A 23,930-nucleotide genomic window follows, 5' to 3' on the forward strand; every position below is an offset into this window, starting at 1 on the left:
AATATTACTACCTCGCTCCCTTACAGTTCTGATATGATAACTTACAGCTTTGTAAGAAAATGAAAAGACACCATTTCTGGCGTCTTACAGTTAGTTTTATTTTGTTAGACCAATATAGGCAATCATGTCATCCAACTCTTCCTTGCTCTCTGTCACAAGGAGGTAGGCATCATTTCCTTGTAGTTCTGCAAAAGCATCTGGCATTCGTTTAACTGTCTTAATCTTATCAGCAAATCTCTGATGAATATCATCTGCTGAGTGAACATAGTCTGTTGTATCACGACGTGTGGCTACCAAGCAGTATTGAGGTTCAAAACGACGTTCTTCTACTGTACCACCTGTTACGACATTGGCATAATCCTTAAACAAATCAATGGAATGTGCGTAGTTATAGGCTTCTACGGTAAATCCACCAGCCATACGGTTATTGTACTCAATGGCGATGTAGTCATCCCCTTCCTTGAAAAATTCAATATGGAAGAAACGTTCTCTCATACCAAATGCCTTGATAATAGCTCTGCCATATTCCACCAACTTAGGATCCAGCTCTTTCTCGATAAAGTAGGCATTGTCCTTCTTGGTTTGCATCAACTCAAACGGTGTGTGAGTATAGGTCAAGCCTGTTTCAAAAATAACATTGCCGTCATGGTCTAACAAACCATCATAAGTAGTGATAATACTTGAATTGACGAATTTTTCAAAGAAATAGACAGTGGTTCTATCCCAGTTTTCAATAAATCGATCAAAATCTTCTTTATTCTCGATTTTGAAGGTACCAGATGCACCAACACCATTATCTGGCTTAGCAATCATGGGGAAACCAACATTCTTCAAGGCTCTACCAAAATCACGTTCTGTTTTGACAACAACACCAGGAACGACTGGAACACCTGCTTTTTTGAAATATTTTTTCATCTCAGACTTAAATTTAGTCTTTTTCAGGTGTTTTGGCTTAGCTCCAAAGATATTAAATTGTTCACGGAGAGCCGCATCATTTTCAAGCCAATGCTCATTGTGGGATTCCACACGGTCAATAGGGCCGTGCTTGTATATCAAGAAGGCAGCTGCACGCTTGACTTCATCAATATTTTCCAAATCTTCCACACGGAAGTATTCTGTAAGGGCATGGCGGAGCTCCTCAGGCAGTTGGTCGTAGGGTTCTTGCCCGATACCTAGAACCGTAACGCCTTCTTTTTTAGCCAATTCAATGGTAAATGGTTGGAAATTTTCTGGATAAAAAGGGGAAATAACGAGATAATTCATAGGCAGTCCTTTCTAATTTTTATAGTCCGATGGAGTGAAGGAAGAATGGCATTTGCTTTCTCCACCATACCCAATCGTGAGCCACATCTGTGCCCCAAGTGTCAAACCAAGCTGGGATATTCTTCTCTTCAAATGCACGTTTCAGATTGTAGAAAGAGTCTAAACCATCTTGTTCCCAGTCACCCAATCCTGTGCAGACGATGATATCTGCTTGGCGGTATTTGTCGATAAACCAACCATCATTTTGGTTCCAGATATAGTCTGCTGGTGAATTTTGATAAACTGCATCATCATGACCATAATCATGGTTGTTGTTGAAGAAACGAGCATCATAGATACCTGAAAGCGCGATGACTTTGGTAAATACATCTGGATGCTGGAGGAAGAAATTCAGCGCGTGGTAGGCCCCCATTGAGCAACCAGTTGTCATCATACCATCAAACCAGCCAGTTTTATGTTTAATAAATGGAATCGCTTCTTCAATCACATAACGCTCATAGGCACGGTGAGCTTCAGCTTTATCATGAATAGACTTCCAGTCCGCCAACCAACTTTCCTTATCGTGACTGGTTAGGGTGAAAAATTGAACATGACCAGCCTCGATAGAGCCACGACAAGCTTCAATCATTCCAAAATCTGCGTATTCATTGTACGAACCGCCTGAAGAGGCAAAAACAACTACTGGAATACCCGCGTGACCATATCTGTTCACATTCATTTCTCGACCAAGATTACCTGACCAATGACTTAAAAATTCTACATGCATATTCATTCTCCTAACTAATTCTTTACATTACCACTTTTCGCTTAAAAAGCGCAAGCAATCTGGCAAATAAGCTGCCCAAGCTTCCTCATTATGGACGGCACCAGAAACAACTTCCAAGGCGATATTGTCCAAATCAACGCCTCCAGCTATCAATTGACGATAGTAAGTCAGTGAGGAATTGATATAGGCCTGTTTGATATTACCTGCCATCAGGGTTTTATCTGTATCATCCGCTTCTTCTGTTCCGACGTATATATAGACCCGTTGGTCTTGATCCAAAGTCTGACGCTCAATATAGCGGTCAAAGGCTTCTTGATGGAGCCAGTTAGCTGATGAAAATACTCCCAGACAGCCAATTTGGTCCTGATAGGCCAATCCCATAAACTGAGTGATATTACCGCCAAGTGATGAGCCAATCATGGCGGTGTGAGCCTTGTCACTCTTGGTGCGATAGGTATTGTCAATAAAAGGTTTGACCACATCCATAACAAATTCGGCATATAAAGTACCCTTACCACCAAACTGAATACCAGGAATGCCCATCTCACTATACTTCCAAGCAGCATATTCATGCATGCGCTCCAAACCATCATTGTCAATGGCCACAATAATCATTTTTTCAATATCAGGATTTCGTTTGATAGTTGGAATCACCTTCCAGGAATGTCCTGAAAAGGCTTCTTTACTATACAAGACATTTTGTCCGTCATGAAAATAGACAACTGGGTAGGTTTTATCCACATCTTCCTCATATCCTTTTGGCAATAAAACACGGACTCGGCGTTTTCTAGTAGTAAATGGCACTTCCAATTCATGCGTTTTCATTTCCAAATAAAAGTAGGACTTATTCATTGATATCTCTTTCTAAACAGTGTTTTTAGTATTATACCACAGATTTTCTGAAATATTCAGAAAATTTAGTTATATTACGTCATTTTTCGGATTATCCGAACAATTTTTGCTCAGTTTTCAAGCGTTCCTCGTAGACTCGACGGTAACGTTCCAGTTCTTTCAGTTCAAGACTGGTCAAATTTTCAAATATAGCCAATTCAATCCTGTCCTTATCACGTCGCCAGGTCGCAACCAGTCGTTCCTTGTAGAAAACAACTGGTTTGATAATGCCTGTCAGCGTATAAATCTGCCGAATATGCTTGGGATCAAAGAAGGGATTGGCTTTCTTTTCGTAACCTAGCAAAAGTTGGTCAAAACCTGCAATGAAGAGGCAGTCTGGTACTTCTGCTTCTTCTAATTTTCCTAGATAGAAGCGTTCTTCCCCTGCTACTTCTATAGTTTTCAAATCCAATTGTTTCATCCAATTTAGGACCATAGATTTATTTTCCTTGAAGTAGTAACGGGCATCCGCTAAGCTGACAGGACCAAAACCTGAAAAATACCGCCGTGCGATTTCCAGCTCTGCTTTTTCCCGTGAAAGTGGCTGAAAGTCTGTCAGGCGATGAAAACGTTTGGCACCGTACTCCTGATAGACTTCCCCACGCTCGACCATGTAGCGAAAAAGGCCTCCCCAAGCGTTGAAAACCTGCTTCTCCTCTTCCTGCGTCATCTTTTCCGCACGACAGAGGATTTTCAGCTCCTCTCGGGTCATAGGGGCTTGTTCCAAGGCTTCTAGGATGAGCCGATGATACTTCTGCTTAGTTTGAGGTGAAAAATCATCGCGGCCGACGGTTTGAAGATAGTCGGTACTAGCCATCCGTCCCTCGTGGATATAGAGGGGGATTTCCGACTTGAGATAGGCATGAACCGTTCGCCGAATGGACCACTGGCGTGTCAGCTCCTCCTGCCAGCTACCCTCGTGAAAATCCTCCGCTGTCATTCGGTTACGAAATCCGACATGAACATAGGGTTGAAACTGAGCCTGTAAGCCATTGAGATTTTGGCAAATCTGCTGGACAGACTGGGGGGCTAATAAGCCCTGCTTCTGCAAGATAATCCCCTTCCAAGTATCGTGATTCATCGTGTTTCTCCTTCGGGTTTCTAACCCCAGTATAACACAAAAGACACCCGAAGGTGTCTGGAGATAGCTGATTATCTTAGTAAGACAAAAACTCTTCCAAGTCCTTGAGGGAACGCTCTGCTATTGCCTCATAACGCTCTTTCTTATCGCGGATACGCGGTCCGTCCAGCTCCTTGATGATACCAAAGTTAACATTCATAGGCTGGAAGTGCTTGCTTTCCGTGTGGGTGATGTAGAATGGCAGAGCACCGATGGCAGTGGTCTGTGGGAAGATAACTGGTTCTTCGCCACGGAAACGGCGTACAGCATTGATACCGGCCACTAAGCCAGAGGCAGCAGACTCAACATAGCCTTCTACACCTGTCATTTGACCTGCAAAGAACAGATTTGGATTTTTCTTGGTCGCAAAGGTCTGTTCCAATAAGTTTGGCGAATCCATGTAGGAATTACGGTGCATAACACCGTAGCGGACAAATTCTGCATTTTCGAGTCCTGGAATCATCTGGAAGACCCGCTTCTGCTCACCCCACTTGAGATGGGTTTGGAAGCCTACGATATTGTAGAGGCTACCTGCTGCGTTGTCCTGACGGAGTTGGACCACAGCGTAAGGTGTCTTGTATTCACCGTCACGAGGTCCCTTGTAATCTTCTGGATATTCCAGACCAACTGGCTTCATTGGGCCATAGAGCATGGTTTTGATACCACGTTTGGCCATGACTTCAATGGGCATACAGCCTTCAAAGTATTTTTCTTTTTCAAAGGAATTAAGCGGTGCCTCTTCAGCTGAAATCAAGGCTTCATAGAAAGCGGTGAATTGCTCCTTGTTCATGGGAGCATTGAGATAGGCAGCCTCTCCCTTATCATAACGGGACTTGAGATAGACCAAGTCCATGTTAATGGTCGAACTATCCACAATCGGTGCTGCCGCATCGTAGAAGTAAAAACCGTCGCCACCATTCAGTGCGTGAATCTTCTCCGCCAAGGCGTCAGATGTCAAAGGCCCCGTCGCAATAACTGTAATAGCATCTTCAGGGATTTCTGTAATCTCACCGCGAATGACCTCAATCAGTGGATGATTGTGAATCTCATCTGTGACCGCTTGGGAGAAATTCTCACGGTCCATGGCCATAGCACCGCCAGCAGGCACACGGTGAGCCTCACCAGCCCGCATGATAATGGAATCCAAGCGACGCATTTCTTCCTTGAGAAGACCGACAGCGTTGGTCAAACTATCACCACGGAAAGAGTTAGAACAAACCAACTCCGCAAACTTGTCGGTCTTGTGCTGGGGCGTTGGTTTGACACCACGCATCTCGTAGAGTTTGACAGGAATGCCACGCTTGGCAATCTGATAAGCAGCTTCAGAACCAGCCAAGCCAGCTCCGATAACGTTAATATGGGTTTGAGACATGAAACTAATACCTCTAGCCAGACTATCTGACTACTGTTTGGGAATGACCCAAAACAGAACCTTTCTAATTTTTATACCTAACCAGTATATCAGAAAATGACTGGAAAAGACAAAAACTACTCTCATCGTATGAAAGTAGTTTGATAGTATTTACATAATAAAATGTACATAAATATTAGTTGACAGAAGTAACTATAACGCTTATCCTTGAAGTGAGACTAGCTCTGAAATATCCTCAATTACTTCAAACTTCCATCCTAAATCTCGATAAGCTTGAATCTCCTCTGGAGAATACGGGAAAGTGTTCAAAAGTATAGCATCTATACCTAGCTCTTGCGCGATTGCAATATCTGTAGTCAAATCATTTCCGATAAGAACCGTCTCAGTAGGATCTAACTGATTTTCATTCAAAACACCTTGTAAAAATTCTGGTTCAGGTTTTTTGATTCGATAATCAGAGGAAATGTAAATACTTTCAATATATTCAGCACAACCTGTTATTTCAATTTCAGCCTGCGTAAAAACACGTTGAGCATTGGACAATAAATAGAGACGATTCCCCTTATCCTTTAGATAAGCAAGTGTTGACAAGGTATTGGCATAAGTCGTCAATTTCTCACGTGACAGGACTCTAAATATGGAAGCCACCACTTGACCAAAGGTTTTTAAATCTGCTGGTTCATTCTTAGTTGGACGGCGGTATTTTTCATCCGTTAGTAATTGAATAAAGACTTTCTCAAGGTCAATTTCAACGTTTTCATAGGGACTAATCCGAATCAAATCTAGCTCGGCCTCACTGGCCTTTTCTTGAAAGGAACTTCTTAACTGACGTGCACCATAGGTACAGCCAAAAGAATGGTAAATCTCAGCTAACTTTTCCCACAATTCCAACTTGTTTTCATCCGTTATAATATCTACCAAGGTACCATAAAAGTCAAAAATATAATTCTTGTATCTTTTCATGAAACTTTCTCCAACAATCATTATATACTATTATACCGAAAACTGAAATCGTTTGCAATAAGAACTTCGTCATCTTTAATGAATTATAAAAAATATTTTATATAACGAATCTACTAATAATAAATCTAACATTTTAAAAGGTAGATCAGCTTATCAAAATATTTCGAGTGAAAGTTGTATTAAAGAACAAGTGATTATCTTTTTCAAGATTCTTTCTAAGTCAAGTAAATCTCACTTTCACTTAAATGTATTTGAAATGACACTAACTAATCTATCAATTCCATTATCAACTCCCCAGCTTACACTAGCACTAAGAGCCATTGCAAGTATCGGGTGCTTTTCAAAGAAAGTTTGATGGTTATTAACTTTTCCGGCTTCTTGTACCTCATTTAAAATTGTCACTAATTCTGTCTGTTCTTCTTCATCTAATGTCCTAGAGTACTCTCTGATATTCTCAAATACTCTCAAATACTCTCTCAATTTCCATATCAGTATAGGTAATATTTAACAAATTATTTTGTCCACCAATCTGTGAGTTTATCAAATCTCCATTAACAGAAACATGAGTACTATTATCTTGATGATATTCGTTAAAGTTTAGTGCTGTTTTAGAGGAATCTAGTTGTGTTGGAAGGATAACAGGCTTTATCTTCTTATTAGCTCTCTTCACCATTTTATTCGTTTCTCTGACTAAATTTCTCTCAATATCTCTGAATTGACTTTGCAAACTTTTTGCCATTTATACCTACTTTCTATACTTCAAATTCTCTAACGGTCTGTTTCTCTTCTTCAGTTAGTTCAAACAAATCCATGACAAGTTCATCAATTTCCTGATTAAGCTGATTGACTTTTTCAGTGTCGGGAGAATCTTTTTTCATTTCTTCCATCAGTTGTTCAACAAGCTGTGCTACTTCTTCTTGCTGGGAATCAGTGGCATCTGGAATTGGGAAGTCCTTAATTTGAGTTAAACGCATTTGAGGGAATGTGCTACGTTGTAAAAAATCAAACCTATGAATAGCATAGTAAGAAACTACCTTAGAGTTTAAAACTCCTATTAAAAACTTTGGATTCCCAATCAAATCTGTAATTACTTCTATACTTTGTTCATGAACAAAATTATCTTCTGTCAACGTGGCTCTAAAGGTATATCTGGATTTAACTGGAATACGAGCAATTAAAATTCGGATACCTTCAAAAATTGAAGCATTTCTTGGTGCTGCTAAATGTTTTCCATATGATAAAAACTGTCCTGACCAATTTATTTTGTACCTTTGTAAATCTGAGCCTGATAAGAACTTTCTGTAACTACTATTAACTTGCTCTTTTGCAAAGAATGGTTTTCCATTCTTGAATTTTTGAAAATCTTCTTTGTCTTCTGGCTGTTTAGGCGTTCCTTTACCTCTCTCAAAGGCTTTTAATCCATCTTTTACGTGACCATAGTTATTCTCAAGAACTTTAGATTGAGCTTCTATTTTAATCAATAGTTTTTGAGAGCTTGTATTAGCAGATGAAATAGTAATAACATCCTGATTCAACAGTAAATCTGAGTTTGTTTCAGTCAGTAAATTAACTTCACTATTGACGATTTCTCCAAGAATGACTTTTGCAGGTCGTTTAGTGAACATGTCAATAATACAAACATCAATAGAAGCTTCATCAAAAATCTTATCTTTTGAATTGATGAAAGTTATTTCATCATAAGTTTTTAAAATATGATGGCGAAGTGTCTTATATTGATTGATCGTTAGAAATGAATTGGGAATAATATAAGATATTCCCCCACCTTTTCTTACTAACGAAAAAGCAAGTTCTAGGAATAAACCGAAAGTGTTAGCTTGATAATTGTTGAGAGGATATGTTCTAGTGTAATATGATTTCATCTCATCACTAAAAGATTGATTACTTGCAAAGATATAAGGCGGATTCCCAATTACAAGGTCAAAGCCGATAAATTCTCCAGCTTCTCCCAAAATCTCAGGAAATTCCATTCGCCATTCCATACCTTTAGCGAATAATGGATTTTTCAATCTGTATTCCAATTCCTTTTCAGCTTTTGCTAGTTGCTTATTTAATTCCGCTACTTCTTTAGAGTTTTTATTTTCTTCCTCAAATAGGCTAATGGCACCAGCCTTATTTCGTTCAGATATGAGCCGAGATAATTTCTTTAATTCAGGACTAGAAGCCGTATCATCAAAGGAATGTTTGAGCCTTTCGATTTTCTCCCAGATTTCTGCTTTTACTCGTTTATTATTCGTCTCCTTATAGTCTTTAACTAGAGATAGATAGTCCTTGAAATCTGTTTTTCTCATATCAAATTCATAGTCAAAATCAAACTTATGTAAGAGACTATCGCCTACTTTAATATTAATATCAATATTTGGCAAAGTCGTCAAAACAGGTTGGTTGGTATCAGTATCCTGATAGTAATAAGAAGACTTCAAGAGTTCAATCCAGAGACGCAAACGGCAAATATTGACTGAACTTGGGTTAATATCCACTGCAAAGAGCGAATTTTCCAGAATATACCTCTTCTGGTTGAAAATTGCCTTTTGAATTTGTTCTGACTGCTGATTACCTGTCTGATACAAAAAATTATTTCCAGACATATCTTGAATGACTAGCTCATCATTAATAACATAACATTGAATCAGGTTTCCAATATAGTTGCCATCAGCGTCAAACAAAACATTTAAATCACTTTTAAGAGCAATAATTTCATTCAGGACTGATACGAGGAAGTGACCGGATCCAACCGCTGGGTCACAAACCTTCAAACTGTCAATCGCATCTGATACCTTTTTAGCAATCTGAGCATTACGTATGTTAAACTTTATATCTTCGATTGTTTCACACTGCCAGTCGAGTGCTTCATTGACTTTGTCCACTGCTGCTGTACGAATCGCTTTACGTGACATATACATGGTAATATTGCCTGGCGTATAAAAAGAGCCTTCACGGTAGCCGTTGATTTTCTCAAAAATTAATCCCAGAACTGACGCATTGATAAGGTCATTCTTAGATTTCTCATGGTGGCTGATGGAGGTCGAGAAGTCATAAGAATCCAAAAACTCAAAGAGATAATCAATAAAATTGATGTTCCCTTTTTTACGTTTTTTATCTACACCTTTAAGAGCTGTTTTGGAGAAAATTTCAATATCTCCCTCTGGTAATCTATCAATACCAATCCCATCTCTAGAAATTTCTAATTCTGTTTCTTCAAACAATGATGAGTTCAGATAAGGGACATAACCGAACTTTTCTTGCATTCGATCATTTCTTTCCGATACTTTCTTAGCAAGTACGGCAAAGAATAAGCTATAAATCTCCTCAAAGTTAGGCAGTTTTTCATAGGTCAAGAACCTATAAGATTCATCTTTGTTGAACAACACCAGCTGAGATTCTAACAGTTTCAAAAATAGAATTCTATTTGTCCAGACAACTGTTAGTTGAATAGCAATGTCTTCCTGCTTTTCTTTTGAAACATCTTTCATCTCCAATTTATCAATGATATTCTCAACAAAAGAATACCGTTGGCGTTTAGCAGGTTTCAAACGTGAAATAATTTTTGAAGTCCCTGACTTCGTTTCTTCTAGCCCCATCAAATAAAGCAATTCATCATAGAAATTCTTATTAAGCTTGTTTGAATCAGTGAAAATCTCTTTATTAAGAAGATTCTCTGCTGTGAAGAATCGATAAAGCTGAGTCAGATTATTTTTCTTGATTTCAATATACTTACTGGTCTTAACTAGAGCTTGACTAAGATCAAAGTGAGCAATAACGATTCCCTTTTCAATTGCTTTGTCAATTTCTGGTGCAATAACCTCACTATAAAGGAAATCTGTTTTATTGCTAGAAAGTTGATTATTTCTGAACTTTGTCACGAGGTCAACTAGCTTTTTATTTTTGAAAAAATATTTTTCAAATTCTTTAGCCTCTATCACAAACCAAGATAGGCCATTTGTGATAATACACTTTTTGATTTCTAAATTCTTATTAAATAGGCGTTCTTGTAGGTAATAATAGACAACTTCTTGAAGTGCTTTGGAATTGATTTTTTCCGTTGACATCATTTCAGACTTGTTAGTCAAACTCTTGCATTCAAAAAGAATACCTAGTGACGAATTGGCGTCTTTACCATTATAGATAGCAAGGTCTATTCGACTAGAAGTATTAATAAAATTATAAGGCAATACACTTTCTAAAAATCCCTTGAGAAGATTTTTCTGGTATTCCTCTGACTCATCCTCTTTGTCTTTTAAATGAGTCAAATAACTAACCAATTTTTGATTAAATACCTCTTTTTCTTCATCAAGTGGCATAATTGCTTGAACAGAGCGATTCATACTCTCTTTTAATGTAATTCCCTTTATTGCCATGAAATAGACTCCTAAACTGATTTATCTAAGAGCTGATAGTATTAGTCTATTGTGTAAGCAATAGACTAAGGGTACCCTTAGTCTATTGTGTAAGCAATAGACTAAGGGTACCCTTAGCGATATATATACATATTATACCATAAATAAAACCCCACCAAGATTAAATCTTGGTGGGGTTTTGGTGGGGAATAATAACATTCTCCCGATTTTTTATCGCTCTAAGCAATTCTAAAACCTTAATTTACTAGGCTTCCGCAATCAAATTGCGATACTCTATTATTTAAGAGTAACTGAAGCGCCAGCTTCTTCCAATTTAGCTTTGATTTCTTCAGCTTCTGCAGTTGCAACGCCTTCTTTAACCATAGCTGGTGCACCGTCAACAAGCTCTTTAGCTTCTTTAAGACCAAGACCAGTGATTTCACGTACAACTTTGATAACGCCAACTTTTTTGTCGCCAGCAGATGTCAATTCTACGTCGAATGAATCTTTAGCTTCTTCAGCAGCACCACCAGCTGCAGCAACAGCTACAGGAGCAGCCGCAGTTACACCAAATTCTTCTTCGATAGCTTTTACAAGATCGTTAAGCTCAAGGATAGTAGCTTCTTTAATTTCAGCAATAATGTTTTCAATGTTCAATGCCATTGTGATTTTCCTCCAATTTAGGTTTTTAAATAGTTTGTAGCACTAAGCAGCTACGCTCTGACGCGATTTGATTAAGCTGCGTCTTCTTTTTCTGCAACAGCTTTGACAGCGTATGCAACGTTTCGAACTGGTGCTTGAAGTACTGAAAGCAACATAGAAAGCATGCCTTCGCGGTTTGGCAATGTAGCAAGTGCTTCGATTTCTTCTTTAGAAGAAACTTTACCTTCTACAGCTCCACCTTTGATTTCAAGAGCATCAGCAGTTTTCGCGAAATCGTAAATTGTTTTAGCTGGAGCAACAGCATCGTTTGAGAACGCTACTGCAGATGGACCTACAAACAATTCTGCAAGACCTTCAAGACCAGCTTGCTCAGCAGCACGACGCAAGATTGAGTTTTTGATAACTTTGTACTCAACTTCTGCACCACGCAAGTTACGACGAAGAACAGTATCTTGCTCTACAGTCAAACCACGCGCATCAACCACAACGATAGATGTTGCAGCTTTCATTTGCTCAGCAACGGCATTCACTAATTCCGCTTTTTTAGCGATAATAGCTTCTGACATTTCGTTTACCTCCGTTTTTATTTTGGGCTAGGCACAAAAAAAATCGCACCTAAACCTAGACACGAAAGTACAAACACGTTTATATCCATAATCGTTTTGTGCCTCGGTAGGATGTTTATGAGTCTAGCTCCCCTACTGTCTTAGGTCAGTTTTTTCAAACCTCAATTATGATAACATAGTCTAGTTTAGAATGCAAGAAAAATATCTCTATTTTTTTATTTTTTTGTTAGATTTCACTCAGAATAGCATCCCAGGCCTGGTCATAGCCATGTCGAGTTTCAGATGAAAAGACGACAAACTGGTCATTCTTATCAAAATCCAATTTCTTTTTGATAATGGATTCATGCTTGTTCCACTTGCCACGTGGAATTTTGTCGGCTTTGGTAGCAACGACAATGACTGGGATTTCATAATATTTTAGAAATTCGTACATCTGAACATCATCGGCAGATGGCTCATGACGCATATCTACCAGACTAACCACCACGCGGAGATTATCTCGACTGGTCAGATATTCCTCAATCATCTTGCCCCACTTTGCGCGCTCAGTCTTGGAAACCTTGGCATAACCGTAGCCCGGCACATCAACAAAACGGATTTTATCATCGATATTATAAAAATTCAGTTGTTGGGTTTTACCAGGTTTGCCTGACGTCCGAGCCAGGTTTTTACGCCCCAGCAAGGTATTGATGAAGGATGATTTTCCAACATTGGACCGTCCAGCCAGGGCAATCTCTGGAATATCATCATCTGGGTACTGGGTCTTTGAAACTGCACTCAGTAAAATCTCTGCATTATGGGTATTGATTTCCATATTTTTCCCTTTCTCTGAAAAAGGAGGCGGTCAATTGACACCTCCTGACGAATTTTAGGCAGTTTCTAGCTCAGGTTTTCCTTCACCGTCTACTGCTGCTTTTGTCACGCGAACCTTCTTGACCTCGTCTTGACTCGGCACTTCAAACATCACATCCAACATGGTCTCTTCGATGATAGAACGAAGTCCGCGTGCACCTGTTTTACGCTCGATGGCTTTTTTGGCAATTTCCTGCAAAGCATCTTCTTCAAATTCCAACTCGACATCATCATAAGAAAGCAAGGTCTGGTACTGCTTAACAAGAGCATTTCGAGGCTCTGTCAGGATACGCACCAGGTCATCCTCAGTCAATTGGTCCAGAGCTGCAAAAACAGGCAAGCGACCAATCAATTCTGGAATGATACCGAATTTCTGAATATCATCCGCGATAATGTGCTGCATGTAAGAATCTTTTTCTTCAATAGCACGGTTGTTTTGACCGAAACCAATGATTTTCTCACCCAGACGCTGTTTAACAATTTCTTCAATGCCGTCAAAGGCACCGCCAACGATAAAGAGAATGTTCTTGGTATCGACGTGAATCATCTCTTGGTTTGGATGTTTGCGTCCGCCCTGAGGTGGCACACTGGCAACCGTTCCCTCGATAATTTTCAGGAGAGCTTGCTGGACCCCTTCGCCGGATACATCGCGGGTGATGGACACATTTTCACCTTTTTTGGCAATTTTATCAATTTCATCCACATAGATAATTCCTCTTTCTGCACGATCGATATTAAAATCTGCCGCCTGTAGAAGTTTGAGAAGGATATTTTCCACATCTTCGCCAACATAACCTGCCTCAGTCAGCGCTGTCGCATCTGCGATAGCAAATGGTACATTCAAGCTTTTCGCTAATGTCTGGGCCAAGAAAGTCTTACCAGAACCAGTCGGACCAATCATCAGGATATTAGACTTCTGCAAATCCACATCATCTTCGCCACGGGTATCTTGAAAATTAATGCGCTTATAATGGTTATACACCGCCACAGCCAAAGCACGTTTAGCTCGGTCTTGACCGATGACATAATGATTGAGAATATTGAGCAATTCTTGTGGTTTTGGCGTATCTGCCAAGTCTGTTAGGACTTCTTCAGCTAATTCTTCTCGAATGATTTCTTGAGCCAACTCGACACATTCATCACAGATAAAAACATTATTTCCTGCAATGATTTTTTTCACTTCTTCTTGATTTTTACCACAAAATGAACAATAAATCATTTCTTTATTGGTATGCACTACCATTTCTTACCTCTATCTCTTTACTTCCTAAAACAAAAAACCATAAAACGCGTGAATACTATTAACCAAATTGGTAAAAGCATTCAATAAAAACAAGGCCGCTAGACCATAACGTTTCTTATGGAGGGCCTGGCCTGCACAGAGGACACAGATGCCACACAAAATCGCCGTAAATAGGCCAAATAAACTTTTCTGCATGCTACTATCACTTTCTCACAAAGGTACGGATGGTAAAATCAGCCGGATTTTCTACATCTTTTGGATGGAAGTCGGATGCCACTTGTAACCAAACGGACCAGTCAAAACTTTCTGGAAAATAGGTATCTCCATCATAACTGGCATGAATATCCGTCTTGATTATCTCATCCAAATAAGGCTCAAAAACACTAACAATCTGCTTGCCACCAATGACATAGAGATTCTTATCCTGCTTTTCATACCAATCTAAAATATCCTGAACAGAATGAAAAACCAACACACGATCATTCTCCACCTGATAAGACGAATCCCGTGTCAAAATTAAGGATAAGCGTTTGGGAAGGGCTCTTTTCCCCATCCCATCAAAGGTGATTCGTCCCATTAAAAGGTTATGTCCAATAGTCGTTTCTTTAAAATGTTGTAATTCTGCAGGAAGAGACCAGGGCAACACTTGATTTTTTCCAATTAGCCCCTGTTCATCCTGGGCCCAAATTCCTACGATTTTTTTTGTCATACTTTCCAATCTTTCCATTTTGTCTACCTATTCTATCAAATATTCAACAAAAATGCACTTGCTAGACATATAGCAAGTACAGATTTCTGGTTTCATTTTAGATAAAGAGGGATACAAGACCTGTGGATTTTGTTTTTGGGCATTTGTGCAATAGTTCAGTCAAATTCGAGTTACTCCAACACTTTGGGGAGTGAAACAGTCTGGGAATAGACTGTTGAAGGTTGGAACTAAAAAGAACGAAGTTCTTCACTGCTAATCCAGTTAAATCGCCAAGTCAAATTTAAGTTCCTTCAACACTTTGGGAAAGTGTTGGAGGTTGGAAATAAGGGCTGTTGGAAAACAGTCCTCATCTTATATTGCTAAATCGAATTTAAGTTGAGGTTTAACTGGATTGTAGTCCACCAACTCAAAATCTTCTGCCTTAATATCAAAAAAGTTTGTTCCGTCTGGGACATTGAGTACCAAACGAGGCTCTACTTCAGATGGTATACGACGGAGCAAGTCTTCAGCTTGTTCAAACTGATTGTCGTAGATGTGCAGGTTGTTGATGAAATAGAAAAACTTGCCTACCTTCCAGCCAAAATGTTTAGCAATCATCATCTGAAGGGCTACATACTGCATTGCATTGATATGGTGGGCTACCAACATATCATTTGAACGCTGGGTCAGGGTCGCATCCAGATAAATGTCTCCATCAACACGACGGACATCAAACATTGTCTGAAAGGCACAAGGCAAGAGGCCAGCCGATTGATCAAAGGCCTCGTAATCCCAGAGGGAAATCACATTGCGGCGGTTCCAAGGATTTTCTTCCAATTGCTTAATAATTTTGGAAATAATATCGTGCTTTTTGACGATGGCCCCATAGCGCTCGCCAATGGTCCCAGTCCCTTCTACTTCCCAATCATTCCAATATTGAACACCGTATTTGTCTTGAAGGACCGATAAATCATTGGTCTGGTCCTGATAAATCCAGAGAATTTCCTTAATAGCCGACTTGATAGCAATGGGACGCAGTGTAGTAATGGGAAACTCTCCCTTACTCAAATCATACTCTGCAAAGGAGCCAGTAATATACTTGGAATTTGCCGCATTCCCGTTCTTGTAACGTGGGCGAGCATTTTCCGAAAAAACGCCCTCTTCCATAATCTTACGAATGTTTTCTTTAAAAATAATATCTGCTTTTGTCATGCAACTATTATACTTTTTTTGACCAAAAAATTCCAGAAGCAAGCTAGAGTTCTATGGAGTGAAGAGGTAAGTGTTACCCATATACATGGCCAATGTTGCGGTCAGAAAATAGGCAACTATGAAGAGTAGGGCAATAATGGTATGTCTAGGCTTTTTCTGATAGATAGCTACTGGTAGCAGAGCCATTCCCAGCAAGGGGACAATTTTGAAACATGCGGTATAGGCCCACTTTTCCAGATGAAACCAATTTTCCATGGGTAACCATATACTGAGCCAAATCAGACAGCCCAGGCCGATAATGAAACAGCTAAACAAATCCAAACTTTTCTTTAGCATACTGCTACTCCTTTCTTAGGGACCAAACAAGAAGTAACCAACAAACATGGTAATGAAAAAGGATAGGATAAAGGCGATGGAGAGAGCTGCCTGCCACACCTTCTTTGTGAAGAAGGACAAAATCAGCGTTACCAGTCCAATCGGTGGCAGGATGTAAAAAACAACTACAGAACCCCAGCTAGAAGGGAAGAACCAATGACGAATCCAGTTATCTAGAAAGAATCCTGATAACCAAAAGAGGGTCCCCGCTATAAGTAGATAGTGGGAAACTTGGTGTAGATTCCATTTTTTCATGATTTACCTCCAATTTTTAAGGACCAAAGAGCATCGATAACAATCCAATGTAAAATGTTAAAAATGGGCTAATGATCAGAAAGAGACAGATAAGCATGTGGGGAATCTGCTTGGTGTAGATGGCCCAAGGCAATACTACTGCTCCAACAAAAAACACACCAAATGTATTAAACCATTGAAAATTTAGGGCAGGAAAGAAGATTGTCGCATAGAGTAAAAATCCCAAAACCAGCACATAGCCTTGATAGCGGACGATATGATCTTTTGACATGATAGACCTCCTCGAACCTTTCAGCCATCTATAGCCACGAATAAAGAACGCCTTCTCCGATAATTTGCAATATCAATATTTCTACATTTTCATTATATATGATTCTGATTTGTTTTGAAAGACAAAACAATTAAAAACTGTGACAGCGGATAGGCTACTTAAAAACTTTTACTAGGACGTAGATAATCAAGGCCCATAGAAAAATGATTGGAAGACCATAGTACCACTTCTTGGGTTTGCTATCTTTCCAAAGGTCCTCAGCGGCCAATCGGTGATTGTCAAGTATTTCCTTGGGTATAAATCGAATGGTCAAGGCCACCAATAAGGGCAATAGAATAATGTCATCCAAACAGCCCAAAACTGGGATAAAATCTGGCACTAAATCAATGGGCGACAAGGCGTAGATTAAGGTTAAGCCTGCAAAAAATTTAGCGACAAGAGGGGTCTCCCTGTCCCTGATTGATAAAAATAGGGCTGGCAAATCTTTTTTTAGCTGTTGAGCTTGTTTTTTTAAAATTCATATTAGAACCTTTCTTCTAAAAAAGACAGAGTTTCCTCTGCCTGATTTACTTATTTCAAAACCAATGACGCTGCACCAATAACCCCGGCATCATTGCCAAGTGTTGCAAGAGCCAACTTAGTTGATTCCTTAATCGGTGGGAAGACTGTCTCTTCAAAGACCTTGCGAACACCGTCCAAGAGGAAATCGCCTGCAGCTGATACACCACCACCGATGACAATGTAGGCTGGGTTTAGCGTCGCTGCAATGTTGGAGCAAGCTGTTCCTAGATAGCGAGCAAAGTTGCGGTAGACAATCTGAGCTAGGTCATCACCTGTTTTTGCTAAGTCAAAGACATCCTTAGCTGTCACATCTTGACCATCATCAATGAGTTTCTTCAACTCAGAATCACCAGCATACTGGGCTGCATAACGGCGAGTCAAATTGACAATACCTGTCGCTGAGGCAACCGTCTCCAGGCAACCTGGCTTACCACATGTACACATGATAGGGTCTTCAAAATCAACCGTCAAATGGCCAAGTTCGCCACCTGCACCGCGTGATCCGCGAATCAGATTTCCAGCAGCAACAACACCACCACCGACACCAGTTCCCAGCGTCATGAAGACCACGTCAGGATTATTCTCGCCGGCACCGACCCACTGCTCACCCAGAGCTGCTACGTTGGCATCATTGTCAATAAAGAAAGGCAAACCAAGTGCGGTCTCAAACTGTTCACGGACCAGCTGCAAGGTCTTCCAGTTGAGGTTATAGGCACCAATCACAGTACCAGCTTTGCTATCGACCACGCCAGGAGAACCCATACCAATTCCCAAGAAATCATCCTTGGTCAGATTGTGGCTCTCAAAATGATCTTTGATACTCTCGATAATATCCGGAACGATATGGCTGCCCTCATCCAAAATGTTGGTCTTGATGGACCATTTTTCCTGGATTTCGCCAGCAGTCGTTAAAATAGCCAATTTGACAGATGTACCGCCAAGGTCAATACCGATAATTTTCTTTGACATAATCATTACCTCACTTCATTTTCTCTATTATACCACAATGCAAACCTTTTCGTAAAGCCCTTTCAAACAACTTGTACGGACAATTTATCTAAAAAGATAAAGCAGAACTAGAAATTGAATATGGAGAACAAAGCGCCCAACACTCAGCAACATAGCAGCTATAAAATTAGTTCCTTCCTTGGTCCCATTGAAGAGAAAAAGCGTAGAAATAAAGGTAAAACCAAGGGCAAAACCAATCATCTGGAAGGCATGGTAGCTTTGACTGTAAAAATAAAGGGTTACTGCCAGCACAAGCATTGCCAAAAATGTCAAACTCAGCCGCAGCAGGTTCATCTTTTTGGTTTTCAGAAAGCTATAAAGGGCTGAAACCAATGTGACCAGTAGGTAAAGGGCCATGTAGCCTATGATAAGAGTTTTCATCCTAGCCCTCCATCTCACTCAAATACTCAAAGCGCTCGTACTTCTCCAAGAGCTGCTCATTTTTCTGGTCCAGCTCCTTCTGCAGGTCCGACAATTTGGTAAAATCACTGCCACAGGTCAACATTTCCGCCTCAATGGCTTCGATCCGCTCCTCCAAACCAGCAATCTCATCCTCAATGGTTGCCCACTCCTGCTTCTCAAAATAGGACATCCGCTTCTTGTTCTCTCTGACCTTCTCGATTTTCTCCTTTGGTTTTTCCAAAGAAATAGCAGAGCTGGAAGCCAAAAAGGCCTTTTCATCCAGATAGTCCGTGTAGTTTCCAAAGAAGGTCTGGATACCACCGTCTTCAAAAGCAAGGATTTTATTAGCAACCTTGTCCAAGAAATAACGATCGTGGCTGACGGTGATGACAGGACCAGCAAAACCTTGCAAGAAATGCTCCAAGACTGTCAAAGTCGCTATGTCTAAGTCGTTTGTCGGCTCGTCCAGAAGCAAGACATTAGGCCGTTCCAGTAGGATTTTCAGCAGATAGAGCCGCTTTTTCTCCCCACCAGACAATTTTTCAATCAGTGTACCGTGGGTATTACGCGGAAAGAGGAACTGCTCCAAAAGTTCAGCAATAGACACCATGCCCGATGTGGTCTTGGCTTCTTCTGCCACTTCCTGCAAGAAATTGATGACCCGCTTGCTCTCGTCTAATCCACGAATATCTTGAGAAAAATAACCGATACGAACCGTTTCTCCGATGTCTACCTTGCCTGCATCAGCCTGCAAGTCGCCTGCAATCAGATTGAGCAGGGTGGATTTGCCCTTACCATTATCACCGACGATGCCGATACGGTCCTTGTTTTGGATTAGCAGGCTAAAATCCTGTAGAATCGGCTTTCCAGGATAAGAAAAGCTGACCTGCTCAAACTGAATAACCTTTTTACCGATTCGGCTGGTTTCAAAATTGATTTCAAGACTTGAGTCATCAATAGTTTGATGAACCTGGTTCTTGAGGTCATGGAAACGATTGATACGGGCTTGTTGCTTGGTGGCACGAGCCTGGGGCTGTCTCCGCATCCAGGTCAACTCCTGCTTGTAGAGCTGTTCTTTCTTGTGACGGAGAGCTGCATCCCGCTCGTCCTGCTCCGCTTTTAATCGAACATAGTCCTGGTAATTCCCCTGATACTCGGTCAAACCGGCCTTGTCCAATTCAAAGATGCGTGTGGCAATATTGTCCAAGAAATAGCGGTCATGGGTGATAAAGAGGACAGACTTTTTGGTGTTTTTCAAAAAGGTCGTCAACCACTCAATGGTCTCAATATCCAGGTGGTTGGTCGGCTCATCCAAAAGTAGGAGGTCGTCATTGCCCAGAAGAACCTGAGCCAGCTGTACACGGCGACGCAGGCCACCAGATAAATCCGCCACCTTGCTGGTCACATCCTGTAATCCTAATTTTGACAGAACCGTCTTGACTTGGCTTTCAATTTCCCAAGCATTGAGGGCATCCATCTCTGCCATGACTTTTTCAAGTTGAGCCTGACTCTTATCGTCATAATTTGCCATGAGCTGCTCGTATTGGCGAATAAGCTGGATTTCTCGCAAATCGGATGACAATACCGTGTCCAGAACGGTATTGCTCTCATCAAAATCAGGCTCCTGGGTCAGATAGGCCATCTGAAAATCATTCTTACTGGTAAAGGGTGAAATATCTCCATCGAAACCAAGCTTGCCTGAAATCACATCCAAGAGCGTTGTTTTACCAGTGCCATTGACCCCTATAATCCCAATGCGGTCGCCTGGGTGGATGATAAAGGAAATCTTTGAAAAGACGGTCTTGTCGCCGACAGACTTGGTCAAATTTTCAACGATAAAATCACTCATTACTTAAAAACTCCTTTACAAAAGCCATGATGTCCTCTTCTCTGTTGGCCAAATTCCCCTCGACAATCTCATACTCCACTGCATTTAGGACCTGACCCAAGAGAGGACCAGGCTTGACAGCTAGATTCTTCATAATCATGCCACCATTCACAACAATCTCATGTCGTTCATGGATAATCAAGTCCTTATCGAGTTGAGCAATCTCTTCAAAATCAACCGAGAGCCCCAGAGCCTGACGCAGGTTTTCGACCAGTTCAATCATTGTCCTACCGTATTCGTAAGCCATCTGCTTGGTCACTGGTCCTGTCTGGCGGTGCTGATAAATTTCCACCAATTGCACGACCGTCCGTTGAAATTCATTGCTGGTTTTCCATTTTTTGAGGAAGGACTTGATGTTGTCCACTTTCAGACAGACAAAAAGCATGGCCCAGGCCTGTTCAGAAGTTTCAAAGATGAAATCTGCCTGCAAGCTAGATAGCATTTTCTCCAATTCCTGCCCTTTTCCAGCCAAATCTGGTAAAAAATCAAAGGCTTTAGAATCAATCATAGCCTGCAGCCCCTTGCGCCAATGGGGTGCCGTCAGCAATTTATCAAATTCGATAAAAATTCGCTCAACAGAGATTTTGTCCAAGAGCGGTGCTGTTGCCTGCATGGCCTCAAATGTTTCTGGTTCAATCTCGAAGTTCAGACTAGCCGCAAATCTAAAACCACGCATGATTCGCAGGGCATCTTCATTGAATCGCTCTGCAGGGATTCCTACCGCTCGCAAACGCTTCTGCTCCAAATCTTCTAGTCCAGAAAACAAGTCGATGACCTGAGCATGTTCATCCAAGGCAAAGGCATTGACTGTAAAATCACGGCGTCTGAGGTCTTCTTCTAGTGAACGGACAAAAGAAACCTGGCTAGGCCGGCGGAAGTCCACGTAATCCTCCTCCGTCCGAAAGGTCGTAATTTCGTACTCCTTATGCCCTTCCAGAACCAAGACCGTTCCATGTTCAATCCCCACATCAATGGTCCGTGGGAAGATTGCTTTGGTCTCCTGCGGATAGCTGGATGTTGCAATGTCCACATCGTGAATGGTTCTTCTCAAAATGGCATCGCGGACCGATCCGCCCACAAAATAGGCCTCAAAACCTGCGGCCTTAATTTTCTCTAAAATCGGCAAAGCCTCCTGAAATTCAGAAGGCAGATGTGTTAATTTCATAGTAAATGTTCCAAACCATATACAAGTTGCTGGCGTTTGACAACCTCTTTGATACCGAGATTGACACCGCTCATGAAGGAGACACGGTCATAAGAATCATGACGAATAGTCAATCCTTCTCCCTGGGCACCGAAAATCACTTCTTGGTGGGCCACCAGACCTGGTAAGCGAACAGAATGAATACGGAATCCATCAAATTCTGCACCACGAGCTCCGGCAATCAACTCTTCTTCATCGGCTGCACCTTGTGGCTGCGCCTGACGGACTTGCGAAATCAACTCGGCAGTCTTAATAGCTGTTCCACTTGGAGCATCCTTTTTCTTGTCATGATGCAATTCGATGATTTCCAGATTAGGGAAATACTTAGCAGCCTGTGTTGCGAATTGCATGAGCAAGATAGCCCCGATAGCAAAGTTTGGCGCAATCAAGCCACCCAAGCCTTTTTCAGCCGAAAGTGCAGTCAGTTCGTCGATTTCTTTCGGTGTAAATCCAGTCGTTCCAACTACTGGCGCAAAGCCATTCTCCAAAGCAAAGCGTGTGTTTTCATAGGCAAATTTTGGCGTGGTGAAATCCACCCAGACATCAGCATCTAGCTCTGCAACTTCTTCTTTTGTCTTAAAAACTGGCACGCCATCTACTTCTGTCTCAGTGGCAAATGGGTCTACCAAGGCAGCTAGACTAAGGTCTGCATCTCCCTTGACCATCTCAACCGCTGTTGAGCCCATTTTTCCCTTAAAACCTGCAATAATTACCTTAATTGTCATGTAAACTCCTATTCGATAATGGGCGAAATCCCGAAAGCAATGGCCCCTTCACCCAAATGCGTCCCGATAACGGAACCAAATGACACGATTGGCAACTGACTAGTCACACCAGCCTGCTCCAACTGTTCTTTGAAACTATCTGCCTTTTCTGGGCAGTTGGCATGAATAATAGCCAGCTGGTAATTGCCGTCGGATGTTTTTTCTTGAAGAATTTCCAAGAGACGTTTGACAGCCTTTTTCTCCGTCCGAACTTTCTCGTATACTTCGATTTTCCCTTCATCCGTAAAATACAAAATCGGCTTGATACTGAGAAGGTTGCCGAGAATGGCTGCTGCATTGGACAAGCGACCACCCTTGACCAAATGATCCAGGTCGTCCACCATGATAAAGGCGGACGTTTGGGCAATTTGTTGATCCAGTTTGGCACAGATTTCCTCAAAAGACTGACCAGCTGCTGCCCATTTCAATACATTTTCCACCATCATACCCAGTGGAGCTGACGTGATTTTGCTATCTGGAAAGGCGATTGTCAGCCCCTCAAATTCATCTGCCAGATATTGGATATTTTGGTAAAATCCAGAAATCCCTGATGAGAGAAAGAGACCGACTGCATGCGTGTAGCCGTTGGCTTGCAGGGCTGTCAAAATTTCTTCCAACTCCAAGAGACTGGGTTGGCTGGTTTTTGGCAAATCCTCGGAGGCTGCCATCTTTTGATAAAATTCTTCGGCAGTCAGATTTTGTCCTTCGACAAAGGATTCCTCATCAATGGTGACCGGAATAGGCAAAACAAATACATCTTTGTTTGCAAGCGTCGTCGGCTGCAAGACGGCCGACGAATCCGTAATAACTGCTAATTTCATTTAGAACTCCAAATTGATACCTGGGGCATCGTAGGCTATTTCAGTAACATCGTAGGTCATGCGTTTCAGCATGTCTAAGAGAGGAGATACCAACTCTTTTTTCTCATCTTCAGTAAATTCGGTTGGTTCATTGATAATGCGACCGTCCACATGGACACCTTGGCTAAAGGCACCAGAAATCACATGATGATTCAAGACAATCATAAAGCGCAAGATAACAACCATGGTTGTCCGCTGTGCTTCTTCGTCCCTATTGACCAATTGAAAATCAACTTTCAAGCCAGTTTTTGGCTCACCATGCTCTTTTTCCCATTCTTTGTTGCGAGCATCAAAGTGATACTGGTTGACAAATTCTTTATCGCGAATGATTTTCATTTTCAAGACTCCTCTTAAACAATAATACTCACATTATACCATAAACCTTGTG

Annotated in this window: 24 protein-coding genes, 1 pseudogene and 1 other annotated feature; all 25 genes and pseudogenes read right to left on the reverse strand. The window is 41.1% G+C overall.

Annotation, left to right across the window (positions count from 1 at the left end):
- Positions 1-96: 96 nt before the first annotated feature.
- The gene (locus tag ACHBHN_RS00135) at positions 97-1,263 is read right to left on the reverse strand and encodes an acetyl-CoA carboxylase biotin carboxylase subunit family protein (protein ID WP_394733410.1); all 1,167 of its coding nucleotides are present in this window, start codon (positions 1,261-1,263) and stop codon (positions 97-99) included.
- 19 nt (positions 1,264-1,282) lie between these two features.
- Complete coding sequence (locus tag ACHBHN_RS00140; protein WP_394733411.1) at positions 1,283-2,029, reverse strand: esterase family protein; 747 nt, start codon at positions 2,027-2,029, stop codon at positions 1,283-1,285.
- A 27-nt stretch (positions 2,030-2,056) separates the two neighbouring features.
- On the reverse strand, positions 2,057-2,881 hold the full coding sequence (locus ACHBHN_RS00145; RefSeq protein WP_394733412.1) for an alpha/beta hydrolase: 825 nt from the start codon (positions 2,879-2,881) through the stop codon (positions 2,057-2,059).
- Positions 2,882-2,972: 91 nt separating this feature from the next.
- Entirely contained in the window at positions 2,973-4,001 is a 1,029-nt protein-coding gene (locus ACHBHN_RS00150) for a DNA glycosylase AlkZ-like family protein (RefSeq protein WP_394733413.1), read from the reverse strand.
- 76 nt (positions 4,002-4,077) lie between these two features.
- Positions 4,078-5,412, reverse strand: coding sequence for a methylenetetrahydrofolate--tRNA-(uracil(54)-C(5))-methyltransferase (FADH(2)-oxidizing) TrmFO (trmFO, locus tag ACHBHN_RS00155; protein ID WP_394731430.1), 1,335 nt, complete (start codon positions 5,410-5,412; stop codon positions 4,078-4,080).
- A 201-nt stretch (positions 5,413-5,613) separates the two neighbouring features.
- Positions 5,614-6,375, reverse strand: coding sequence for an HAD family hydrolase (locus tag ACHBHN_RS00160; RefSeq protein WP_394733414.1), 762 nt, complete (start codon positions 6,373-6,375; stop codon positions 5,614-5,616).
- A gap of 237 nt (positions 6,376-6,612) precedes the next feature.
- A pseudogene (locus ACHBHN_RS00165) lies at positions 6,613-7,114 on the reverse strand (hypothetical protein).
- 13 nt (positions 7,115-7,127) lie between these two features.
- Positions 7,128-10,751, reverse strand: a complete 3,624-nt coding sequence (locus tag ACHBHN_RS00170) for an Eco57I restriction-modification methylase domain-containing protein (RefSeq protein WP_394733415.1) — start codon at positions 10,749-10,751, stop codon at positions 7,128-7,130.
- Positions 10,752-11,027: 276 nt separating this feature from the next.
- Entirely contained in the window at positions 11,028-11,393 is a 366-nt protein-coding gene (gene rplL / locus ACHBHN_RS00175) for a 50S ribosomal protein L7/L12 (RefSeq protein ID WP_002936483.1), read from the reverse strand.
- 71 nt (positions 11,394-11,464) lie between these two features.
- A complete protein-coding gene (gene rplJ / locus ACHBHN_RS00180) occupies positions 11,465-11,959 on the reverse strand; it encodes a 50S ribosomal protein L10 (RefSeq protein WP_002936486.1) in 495 nt (164 codons plus the stop codon).
- A 28-nt stretch (positions 11,960-11,987) separates the two neighbouring features.
- Positions 11,988-12,122 (reverse strand) — a sequence feature (ribosomal protein L10 leader region).
- A 63-nt stretch (positions 12,123-12,185) separates the two neighbouring features.
- Positions 12,186-12,773 (reverse strand): ribosome biogenesis GTP-binding protein YihA/YsxC, encoded by a 588-nt coding sequence (gene yihA / locus ACHBHN_RS00185; RefSeq protein ID WP_105138694.1) that lies wholly within the window; start codon positions 12,771-12,773, stop codon positions 12,186-12,188.
- Positions 12,774-12,827: 54 nt separating this feature from the next.
- On the reverse strand, positions 12,828-14,054 hold the full coding sequence (clpX, locus tag ACHBHN_RS00190; RefSeq protein WP_394733416.1) for an ATP-dependent Clp protease ATP-binding subunit ClpX: 1,227 nt from the start codon (positions 14,052-14,054) through the stop codon (positions 12,828-12,830).
- A gap of 202 nt (positions 14,055-14,256) precedes the next feature.
- Positions 14,257-14,763: a dihydrofolate reductase gene (locus ACHBHN_RS00195; RefSeq protein ID WP_105160987.1), complete on the reverse strand. Its 507-nt coding sequence runs from the start codon at positions 14,761-14,763 to the stop codon at positions 14,257-14,259.
- Positions 14,764-15,114: 351 nt separating this feature from the next.
- Complete coding sequence (locus tag ACHBHN_RS00200) at positions 15,115-15,954, reverse strand: thymidylate synthase (RefSeq protein ID WP_105160946.1); 840 nt, start codon at positions 15,952-15,954, stop codon at positions 15,115-15,117.
- 51 nt (positions 15,955-16,005) lie between these two features.
- Complete coding sequence (locus ACHBHN_RS00205) at positions 16,006-16,290, reverse strand: hypothetical protein (protein WP_105123285.1); 285 nt, start codon at positions 16,288-16,290, stop codon at positions 16,006-16,008.
- Positions 16,291-16,305: 15 nt separating this feature from the next.
- A complete protein-coding gene (locus ACHBHN_RS00210; RefSeq protein WP_105123284.1) occupies positions 16,306-16,584 on the reverse strand; it encodes a hypothetical protein in 279 nt (92 codons plus the stop codon).
- 16 nt (positions 16,585-16,600) lie between these two features.
- The gene (locus ACHBHN_RS00215) at positions 16,601-16,855 is read right to left on the reverse strand and encodes a hypothetical protein (protein WP_105123283.1); all 255 of its coding nucleotides are present in this window, start codon (positions 16,853-16,855) and stop codon (positions 16,601-16,603) included.
- Positions 16,856-17,009: 154 nt separating this feature from the next.
- Entirely contained in the window at positions 17,010-17,336 is a 327-nt protein-coding gene (locus tag ACHBHN_RS00220; RefSeq protein ID WP_394733417.1) for a YkvA family protein, read from the reverse strand.
- Between the two features lie 89 nt (positions 17,337-17,425).
- A complete protein-coding gene (locus ACHBHN_RS00225; RefSeq protein ID WP_105138701.1) occupies positions 17,426-18,385 on the reverse strand; it encodes an ROK family glucokinase in 960 nt (319 codons plus the stop codon).
- Positions 18,386-18,469: 84 nt separating this feature from the next.
- Positions 18,470-18,805 carry a hypothetical protein gene (locus ACHBHN_RS00230; RefSeq protein WP_105123281.1) on the reverse strand — a complete coding sequence of 112 codons (336 nt, stop codon included), beginning with the start codon at positions 18,803-18,805 and terminating at the stop codon, positions 18,470-18,472.
- A gap of 1 nt (position 18,806) precedes the next feature.
- A complete protein-coding gene (locus tag ACHBHN_RS00235) occupies positions 18,807-20,675 on the reverse strand; it encodes an ABC-F family ATP-binding cassette domain-containing protein (RefSeq protein ID WP_394731915.1) in 1,869 nt (622 codons plus the stop codon).
- The gene (locus ACHBHN_RS00240; protein WP_394733418.1) at positions 20,668-21,879 is read right to left on the reverse strand and encodes a CCA tRNA nucleotidyltransferase; all 1,212 of its coding nucleotides are present in this window, start codon (positions 21,877-21,879) and stop codon (positions 20,668-20,670) included. The genes ACHBHN_RS00235 and ACHBHN_RS00240 overlap by 8 nt, the downstream gene beginning before the upstream one ends.
- Complete coding sequence (gene dapB / locus ACHBHN_RS00245; RefSeq protein ID WP_105111972.1) at positions 21,876-22,643, reverse strand: 4-hydroxy-tetrahydrodipicolinate reductase; 768 nt, start codon at positions 22,641-22,643, stop codon at positions 21,876-21,878. The genes ACHBHN_RS00240 and dapB overlap by 4 nt, the downstream gene beginning before the upstream one ends.
- A gap of 8 nt (positions 22,644-22,651) precedes the next feature.
- The gene (locus ACHBHN_RS00250) at positions 22,652-23,503 is read right to left on the reverse strand and encodes a DegV family protein (RefSeq protein WP_105111973.1); all 852 of its coding nucleotides are present in this window, start codon (positions 23,501-23,503) and stop codon (positions 22,652-22,654) included.
- A complete protein-coding gene (locus ACHBHN_RS00255) occupies positions 23,504-23,878 on the reverse strand; it encodes a DUF1149 family protein (RefSeq protein WP_105111974.1) in 375 nt (124 codons plus the stop codon).
- Positions 23,879-23,930 lie beyond the last annotated feature (52 nt).

The sequence above is a fragment of the Streptococcus sp. A22 genome (genome assembly GCF_043674215.1).
GTDB lineage: Bacteria > Bacillota > Bacilli > Lactobacillales > Streptococcaceae > Streptococcus > Streptococcus suis_V.